This window comes from Promicromonospora kroppenstedtii DSM 19349, from assembly GCF_000515355.1.
In the GTDB taxonomy this organism is placed as follows: domain Bacteria; phylum Actinomycetota; class Actinomycetes; order Actinomycetales; family Cellulomonadaceae; genus Promicromonospora; species Promicromonospora kroppenstedtii.
In genome coordinates, this window is the sequence record NZ_KI911645.1 from 3,632 (window position 1) to 12,971 (window position 9,340).

4 protein-coding genes are annotated in these 9,340 nt (G+C 69.9%); 2 read left to right on the plus strand and 2 right to left on the minus strand.

Features of this window, described 5'->3' with window-relative positions; translation table 11 throughout:
• Window positions 1-338 precede the first annotated feature (338 nt).
• Together PROKR_RS09305 and PROKR_RS09310 are read left to right on the plus strand one after the other, a co-directional pair.
• Window positions 339-6,686 (plus strand): polymorphic toxin-type HINT domain-containing protein, encoded by a 6,348-nt coding sequence (locus PROKR_RS09305; protein WP_211240082.1) that lies wholly within the window; start codon window positions 339-341, stop codon window positions 6,684-6,686.
• Window positions 6,687-6,699: 13 nt separating this feature from the next.
• On the plus strand, window positions 6,700-7,185 hold the full coding sequence (locus tag PROKR_RS09310) for an SMI1/KNR4 family protein (RefSeq protein ID WP_036962450.1): 486 nt from the start codon (window positions 6,700-6,702) through the stop codon (window positions 7,183-7,185).
• A gap of 38 nt (window positions 7,186-7,223) precedes the next feature.
• Here PROKR_RS09310 and PROKR_RS09315 read toward each other — a convergent pair whose 3' ends face one another.
• Window positions 7,224-7,697 (minus strand): hypothetical protein, encoded by a 474-nt coding sequence (locus PROKR_RS09315; RefSeq protein ID WP_036962453.1) that lies wholly within the window; start codon window positions 7,695-7,697, stop codon window positions 7,224-7,226.
• A 237-nt stretch (window positions 7,698-7,934) separates the two neighbouring features.
• The gene (locus tag PROKR_RS09320; RefSeq protein WP_425414871.1) at window positions 7,935-9,233 is read right to left on the minus strand and encodes an amidohydrolase; all 1,299 of its coding nucleotides are present in this window, start codon (window positions 9,231-9,233) and stop codon (window positions 7,935-7,937) included.
• Window positions 9,234-9,340 lie beyond the last annotated feature (107 nt).

Here is a 9,340-nt window from a genome sequence, read left to right on the forward strand (position 1 = left end):
GGACCCGGGCACCTGAGGGTCGGGGTGAGCCGGCTCGCCCCGACAGGACCCGCCCCTCGCTCAGCCTCCCGGCACCCCCGCACAAGCATGCTCCCGCACCGACCAGAGCCGAAACCGGCACGCCCGGACCTGTCGTAGGGCTGGATCTGAGCGAGTTTTCGCAGGGTGAAAACCACTCTGACCTGCGCTTTTCATCGCTACTAAATGCATATGAACAGGAAAAGCTGGATAAACCAGTTGTAGGAAGCGTTCAGCATGATCACACTCGATGCCGGGTAAGCACCCAGGAAACGAAAGTTCCGGAAACTGCTCAGGAAACACCAACACGGGGGTTGGCGATGTCCGAGGCACGTGCACACCACCTGGCCAGCACCTGGCTGATGCGACGCTGGCTGGCGATGGCGGTGGCCGTCGGTTTCTCGGCGACCCTGCTGATTGCCGTCGCGCCGGAGGTGCGGGCGGACAGCACGTCGGCCGCGGTGCCGCAGGCCACGGCGGGCGAGGGCCCGGCCGACCGCCCCATGCCGGACGGGGTGCGGCGCTCGACCGCCTACGCCGAGGACGAACGGCCGCCCGTGGTACCGGAGTCCGTGTCCGCCGAGGGCGAGCCCGCTGAGGTCACCTCGACGAGATGGCGGGCGCTGACGGCGCCCACCGCCACGCGGGCGAGCGCCGCCGCTGCAGGCTTCGCCGAGATCGACCTGCGACCGGGTTTCGTGCTCGGCGACACGTCCCTGGTCCTGTACTTCTCCAGCGGCGACGTCGACCCGGACTGGACCGCCGCCGTGGTGCGGCTGTACGAGGGCGACGACCAGACCGAGCAGGAGTCGGTGCGGCTGACCCGCGCGGAGCTGGAGGGGCCGCGGTTCTGCGGCGGCGCCGACTTCTGCCGCTCGTTCGGCGCGGAGGACGGCTGGGAGCTGGAGGAGGGCAAGGACTACTTCGTGACGGTCGCGGCGGTACTGCCGGGCGGCGACGAGGTGGTGTCCGAGCCGTCAGGCACCTCGAAGGCGCGGGCGACGATCCTGCCGCCCGGCATCCCGGACGACCAGGCAGCCGGCTGCGGGTGCGAGAACGCCCTGGCCCCGACCGCCGTCGGGCAGGCGCAGCGCGGCGTGGGGGTCAACACCGGGACCGGCGCCTTCGTGCGCGTCGAGCGGGACCTGCAGATGGCGTCGTACGGCATCTCGTTCGGCAGCGCGCGCACGTACTCCTCGGCGAACAACCGCCAGGGGCCGTTCGGCGTCGGCTGGGCGTGGTCGTACGACATGCGCGTCACCGAGACGGACGACGGCGCCATCGTGCGCGCCGAGGACGGCGCCGAGGCGCTCTACGAGCCGGACGGCGACGGGTACACGCGCCCGCCGGGCGTGCGCTCGGACCTGAAGCGCGCCGGTGACGGCTGGGAGCTGGTGACGCCGCGACAGGTGACGTACCGGTTCGGCGCGGAGGGCCGGCTCACGGAGGTGCTCAGCCCGCGCGACGACGGCGTCCGCCTGGCCTACGTCGACGTGGAGGACAGGGGCAGGGGCGAGGACCGCGACGACGTCCGGATCACCGACGCCTCGGGGCGCACCGCCGTCGCGGAGCTCACCGACGGCCTGATCCGGAGGATCACGCTCCCGGACCGCCGTCAGGTGCGGTTCGAGTACGCCGACGGCCTCTTGGCGAAGGTCAAGGACGCCCGCGGCAACGTCTGGGAGTACCGGTACGACGCCGACGGCCTGCTGACCCAGGTGGTCGACCCGCACGAGGTCGTGGCCGTGCACAACGAGTACGGCGACGACGGGCGCGTCGTGGCGCAGCGTGACGGCGTCGGCGCGGAGATGACGTTCGCCTGGGACGGCGACAAGCAGGAAGCGCGCAGCACCGACGCCGACTACGTCTCGATCTACGACGGCTACCACGACAACGTGCTGCTCTACAGCCAGCGCAGCACCGGCGACGCCGACAACCACCGGTACAACAAGCGCCTGGACCGCAACCTCGTGGTCAACGGCAACCAGTACCAGCACGTGGTCGAGTTCGACGGCCGGGGCAACCCGACGCAGGCCGTGGCGCCGCAGGGCTTCGACGAGAAGACCAAGTACGACGACCGGAACAACCCGATCGAGTTCACCGACGCCAAGGGCAACGTCTGGAAGAACACGTACAACGAGTTCGACGAGCTGGTCCGCAGCGTCGACGCCGAGGGCCACGACGTCGAGCACGTCTACGACGACCGGGGCCTGCGCACCTCCACCACCGACCAGCGCGACAAGGTCACCCGCTACGAGTACCTGCCGGACGGCGAGGAGAACGCCGGGCTGCTGTCCGCCGTCGTCTCCCCGGAGGGGCGGCGCAGCGAGTACCGCTACGACCGGACGGGCCGGCAGGTCGCGGCGACGGACCCGCGCGGCACCGGCGACCCGCGCGACCGCCGGCACTACACGACCGAGACGACCTACGACGAGCAGGACCGGGTGGTGCGCGTCGACGAGCCGGGCAAGACCCACGGCTGGCGCTCGCTGTACGACGACGTCGGCCGGCTCGCGAAGGAGATCTCGCCCGAGGGCGTCGTCAGCACCTACTCCTACCTCGACAACGGCCTGCAGTCGAAGGTCGACGCCGGCGGCCGGGTCATGACGTTCGGCTACACCGACGCCGGACGGCGCCGGACCGAGAGCGTGGTGATGAGGGGCGACGACCTGACGACGTCGTACACGTACGACGCGAAGGGCCTGGTCAAGACGGTGACCTCGCCGCGCGGCAACGTGCCGGGCGCGAACCGGGCCGACTTCACCACCGAGTACTTCTACGACGCCAACGACAACCCGGTCCGGATGCGCATGCCGTACCCGGGCGGCAAGCACGTGGACCGGGACATCAAGGTCGACGCGCTGGACCGCACGACGGCGTCGATCAACGAGCTGAACAAGACCTCCAGCTTCGAGCGCGGCAACACCGGGCAGGTGGACTCGGTCACGGACACCAAGGGCCGGACCACCACGATGGGGTACGACAAGAACGGGCGGCAGACCGAGCGCACCGACGCGGGCGGCAAGACCACCCGCACCGAGTACGACGCGGCCGGCAACAAGATCAAGGAGACGTCGCCCGTGGGCGGCGTCACGACGTACACCTACACGGACGACGGACTGCTCGCGTCGGTGACCGAGCCGCGCGGCAACGTCGACGGCGCGGACAAGGCCCGGTTCACCACGCGCTACGAGTACGACCTGGCGGGCAACCGGGTCAAGGAGATCGACCCGCTCGGCAACACGACGTCCACCACGTACGACCAGAACAGCCGCCCGATCGAGGTGACCGACGCGCGCGGCGGCACCACCTACGTCGCCTACCGCGACGACGACCAGATCAGTCACGTGCGCCAGCCGGACGCGCCTGAGCTGCCGCTGTTCTCGCAGGCCTTCGCGACAGTGCTCGCCTACGACGACGACGGCCGCGTGGTCGGCGTCCGCGACCCGCAGGGCGGGCGCAGCGGCGTGCGGTACGACGAGGCAGGCCGACCCGTCGCCGCGACCGACCCGCTCGGCCGCACCACGCACACGACGTACGACGCCGAGTCGAACGCGCTCACCGCCATCACGACCGACCGGCGCGAGGACCTGGAGGACCTGAGCGAGGCCGAGCGGGCCGAGCGCACCATCACCTCGGTGTACGACCTGCGCAGCCGGCTGACCAGCCAGCAGGTCGGCTCGGGCGGGCCCGAGTACACGTACGGCTACGACGCGAAGGACCGGACGACGTCGTACGGCGACCCGCTGGGCGTGCGCACGGTGACGTACGACGACGAGGACCAGATCACCAAGGTGCTCCGTGAGGAGGCCAACCAGGCGGACGAGACCTTCACCTACGGGTACGACCAGCGCGGCAACATCACCGAGCGCACCTACCCCGACGGCACCAAGATCACCTCGACGTACGACGACGACTCGCGCCTCGTCTCCACGACGGCGGCGGGCGGTTCCGTGGGCGGGAGCAGCGCCCGTTGGGAGTACGCCTACGACATCGCCGGGCGGCGGACGGCGACCACCCTCCCGGCCGCCACCGGCCTGACCGAGGAGCGCGCATACGACGACGCCGGCCGGCTGACCTCGATCGGCACCGAACGCACGGGGGACCCCGTCGACGGGGTGCAGGACCCGGTCTCGGCGTTCGACCTCACGCTCGACGAGGTCGGCAACCCGACCCACGTGAAGACGACGCGCGGCGGCGTCACCGAGGCCGTCGCCTACGCGTACGACGACGCCAACCGGGTGACGACGGCCTGCTACGCGGCGAAGGAGTGCGACCGGAAGAGCAAGGACGCGGGCCGGATCTCCTACGAGTACGACCTGCTGGGCAACCGGACCGAGCAGAAGCGCACCGGCTCGGCGGGCTCCGACCTGACCCGGTACACCTACGACCACGCGAGCCAGCTGCTCCGCGAGGTCACGGTCGGCAAGGACGACGGTCGGCCGACGGTGGAGCGCAAGGAGTACGAGTACGACGTGCTGGGCAACCAGACACGTGCGGGCGACGACCGCCTCGAGTACAACATCGACAGCACGCTGGCCAAGGCGACCGTCGGCGGGGTGCAGACCACCTACACCTACGACGCGACGCGCATGCGGCTCGACGCGATCACGGGTGTCGGGGCGGGCGCCTCGACGCGGCACTGGTCCTGGGACGTCAACGGCTCGCTGGAGAACATCGCCGTCGACACGCTGACCGACGTGAACGGCGTGGTGCAGGGCCGCCAGGCCTTCGCCTACGGTCCGACGGACGAACCGCTCGCGCTGCTGGAGGCGCAAGGCGGCGCGCACTCGTACACGCACGACTGGCTGGGCGGCGTGGCGAACATGCTGTCCGCGGACGGGCAGGTCGAGGAGGGCTACGACTACGACCCGTTCGGCAACCCGCGGCAGGGGGAGACGTTGGCGGGGTCGGTGGCTGAGGCCGCTGGTGAAGGCTCGGCCGGTGGGGGCGCCGACGCAGGTTCGACGGATGCCACGTCGGGCGACGCCGAGCCGCTGGCCGGGGTCGGACCGCTGGCGGACGCCAAGCCGCTGGACCAGATCAAGAACCCGATGCGGTTCGCCGGTGCGTACCTCGACCCTACGACCGGCGAGGGCAACTACGCGATGCGGGCCCGCAACTACGACCCGGGGACGGGGCGGTTCTCGTCGGTGGACCCGGCAGGTGCGCAGCCGATCGGCTCGTCGCCGTACGCGTACGCGGGCAACAACCCGATGGTGTTCACGGACCCGACGGGCGAGCGGGAGCTCGAGGGCCCCACGGGTGGCGGCACGGTCGAGACCCCCACGGGCGCGGGCACCACCTCCAACCCGAACGACCCGGGCGCCGAGGTCGAGGGCCCGAGCGCCGAGGACATCGCGAAAGCGCAGCAGCTCCAGGGCAAGTCGATACTCGACGTCATCCTGGAGGCCGGCGGGCAGATCCTCATGGAGTTCCTGGGGATCACCGACCTGATGGACTGCCTGGACGGCGACCTCGGCGCGTGCGTGATGCTCGTCGTCGGTGCGCTGCCCTGGGGCAAGATCTTCAAGGCGGCCAAGATCGGTGAGGCCATCTACAAGGCCGGCAAGGCCGTGATGACCTTCTCCAGCGAGCTGAAGTGGGCGCAGAAGGTCCTGTCCGGCGCCAAGAAGGCGAAACAGGCTGCTGAAGCCGCGAAGGCTGCGGCGGCCAAGGCTGCGCGTGAAGCCGCGGCGAAGGCGGCCAAGGCGAAGGCTGCGGCCGATGCGAAGGTGAAACAGCTCGCGGCGGAGGCCAAGGCTAAGGCGCGAGCAGACGCTGCCAAGAAGAAGGCTGACACGACTGGCAAGGGGGACTCGGCGAAGACCGACGAGCCGATGTCCTGCAAGACCGGCAACAGCTTTGCGGCCGGCACCCTGGTCCTGATGGCGAGCGGCACACGAAAGCCGATCGAGGACCTGAGGCCGGGTGACGAGGTCCTCTCTGGCGAGGAAGACACCGGTCGTCGTTCGGGCGGAAGGCTGGTCACCGCGCACATCACCGGAAGCGGTGAGAAGACCCTCGTCACGGTGACGGCCCGCGACGACCATGGTGACGGGCAGCAGATCGTTGCCACGGATGGACACCCGTTCTGGAGTGCCAAGGAGGGGGACTGGGTCGACGCGATCGACTTGCGGGCCGGTGACTGGCTCAAGTCCAGTGCTGGCACCTGGATGCAGGTCGCGGACGTCGATGTCGAGCGCAAGCAGGCGGTGGTGTACAACCTCGCTGTCGACTCGGATCACACGTTCTATGCCAGTGCCGGCGACGCCCTGGATACCAGCTCGGTACTGGTCCACAACTGCGGAGGGTCGGTCGGCGGTCACACCTCCGCGTGCAACTGTGCGTCGGGAGGGACCCCCGTCGGGCCGATCAACGCTCACCTCGCTGGTGGAACGCACCCGGTGACGGGCGTGCCGTTCGATGCCCAAGGGTTTCCCGACTTCAGCGGATACAGGGACCCGGCCACACCGGATGTCACGATTACTCTGACCGGCAACAGGGCGCAGGACTTCGCTGCTGCAGACAAAGCGGCCGGAATCACGGCGGCGTATCGCAAGGGCAAGTGGACCTGGAACCATCACCAGAATTGCGGTGTGATGCAATTGGTCAGCATGTCTGTCCACGCGAAGACCGGCCACACCGGTGGGTTCGCGATTTGCTAGAGCGGAGTTCGTGATGACGGCATTCGATCCGACCGACCAATCAGATTACGTCGGTCAGCCGGCTGGCGCGGAGATGATACGGCAGGCCGAGGAGGTGCTCCAGGTCCGCCTTCCGGAAAGTTACGTCGAACTGATCCTCGTGCAGAACGGCGGTCTATTGCGAAACCGATGCTTTCCGACCGACTTCGCCACATCGTGGGCGCCCGACCATATATGCATCGATGCGATCTGGGGCGTTGGCGGTGCATGGGGAGTCGATGTTCTCTCATCGAACATGATCGCCGAATGGCAGTACCCAGAGATCGGAGTAGTGCTCGGAATCACGCCTTCGGCCGGGCACGACACGGTGATGCTCGACTATTCCGCGAGCGGACCCCTCGGCGAGCCTTCTGTTGCTTACATCGACGAGGACAGGGTGCCGCGGCGCATCGCGGACTCTTTTGCGGAGTTTTTGCGCGGACTCGTATCGTGCCGGACATTTGGTGAGGATGCGGACTGACTCCGTCAAGCATCTGCGGAAGTGGCGGCTGCGCGCGATCACGCCACCTCGACGTGCTTGCGGGCCGCCTCCATGAAGCGGAAGACGCCCTGGCGGGAGGTGTCGCGGGCACTCGCGAACTCCTCCGGCGAGAGGTTCGGCTTCATCTGGTCCACGCCCTCGATCGCCTGCTTGCCCAGGGCGATCAGCTCCTTGGACCCGGTGACGAGCTGGACGCGGAACAGGGCCTCCTGCGCGTCGGTGTAGAGACGGTAGGTCTCGTAGCGCAGTGCCTCCGGGTCGACGCTCTTGCGCTCGTCGTGGACCGCGAACCAGCGATCCATGTGGGCGCGGCGCAGGTTCACGAGCACGCCGCCGAACGTCGTGTACGCGCTCACGCGCTCCTGGCGCAGGCGCTCGCCGCGTTCGAAGCGCTCCGCGTCGGCGCGGTTGCGGCGCTGGAAGTAGTGGGTCGCGAGCGAGCCGAGCAGGGTTCCGACGACGGCGACGACGCTGGTCACGATGATTTCCACGGGCCGAAGCCAACCACGCCGGTTCGTTCCTGAGAAGTTGTGTCGTAAGGGCAGCTCCGTGAGGGCCGCGTCGGGCAGGTCGCGATCGGGCGCGCGGGGTGTCTGTTGTCCGGCCAGGTGTGTTGCTCTGAGTAGACATTGTCTACGGACAGCAACACATCCCTCGGCGTGGTCTCTACCGGCGGCGACACGCCGTCGGCCCGTATGACCGCGGCACGCCGGCGGCGCCGGCGGACCTCAGACCGTGCCCGGCGCCTCCAGGCGGTCCAGGGCCGCCACGACCAGCGCCGTCACGCCCGTCTCCAGCGTCGGGTGCGGCACGGGGGCGAACCTCGGCGAGTGGTTGGACGGGATGTCGCGGTCCGTGGTGCCCGCCTGCTGAGCGGCGAAGAACGCGGCCGGGTCCCAGCCGCCGAGCAGCCAGTAGACGATCGGCGCCCCGGCGGCGGTGGCGAGCACGCCGACGTCCTCGCTGCCCGAGACGGGGCCGGGGTCGATGACGCGCTCGGCGCCGAAGTGGGCGGCCAGGGCACCGCGCGTGCGCTCGGTCTCCACCGGGTCGTTGACCAGCGGCGGGAACGACTCGCCCGGAACGATCTCCGGGGGCTGCGGTGCTCCCGCGGCGTCGGCCTCGGCGTGCACGATCCGCTCGACGGCGGCCAGGACCCGCTTGCGCACGGCCTCGTCGAAGGAGCGGATGTTGACGCCGAGGCGGGCGTCGTCCGCGATGATGTTCTCCTTGGTGCCGGCCTGGAGCGTGCCCACCGTGACGACGGCGGACTCTCCGGCGGCGACCTCGCGCGACACGATGGTCTGCAGGCGCATCACTGTTGATGCCGCCATCACGACCGGGTCCACGGTGGCCTCCGGCCGGGAGCCGTGCCCGCCGCGTCCGACCAGGCGGATGCCCAGGATGTCCGTGCCGGCGAACGCCGGTCCGCCGTGCACCCCGAGCAGGCCCGCCGCGACAGGTGCGACGTGCTGCCCCAGCACGATGTCGGGGCGGGGCACGACGTCGTACAGACCGTCGTCGACCATGGCGCGGGCGCCCGTGCCGAGCTCCTCGGCCGGCTGGAACACGACCACCAGCGTGCCCGACCACCGCGACCGCCCCTGGGCCAGCACGTCGGCCGCGCCGAGCAGGGCGGTGACGTGCACGTCGTGCCCGCAGGCGTGCATCACGCCCGACTCCACGCCGTCGGCAGTGGTGGTGCGGACGATGCTCGCGTAGGGGAGCCCGGTGTCCTCGGTGACGGGCAGGGCGTCCATGTCGGCGCGCAGCAGCACGCAGGGGCCGTCGCCGTTGCTCAGCACACCCGCGACGCCGGTCCCGCCGATGCCCATGTGCACCACGTAGCCGGCCGCCGCCAGCCGCTCCGCGACCAGGGCCGCCGTCCGGGTCTCCTGGTAGGACAGTTCCGGGTGCTCGTGCAGGTCCACGTACGTGTCGCGCAGACCGGGCAGCAGTCCCGCCAACGGTGCCAGGACGGCTTCGACGTCCGGGACCGTGCCACGCACCGCAGGAGGAGTCGTCATGCGCTCACGATGCCATCGGCGTCCCAGGTGCGCGCGGGATCCCGTGCGGGCGGGTGGTCGGTAGAAGGTCAGGTGGTCGGCAGCTCGAGCTACCGACCACCTGACCT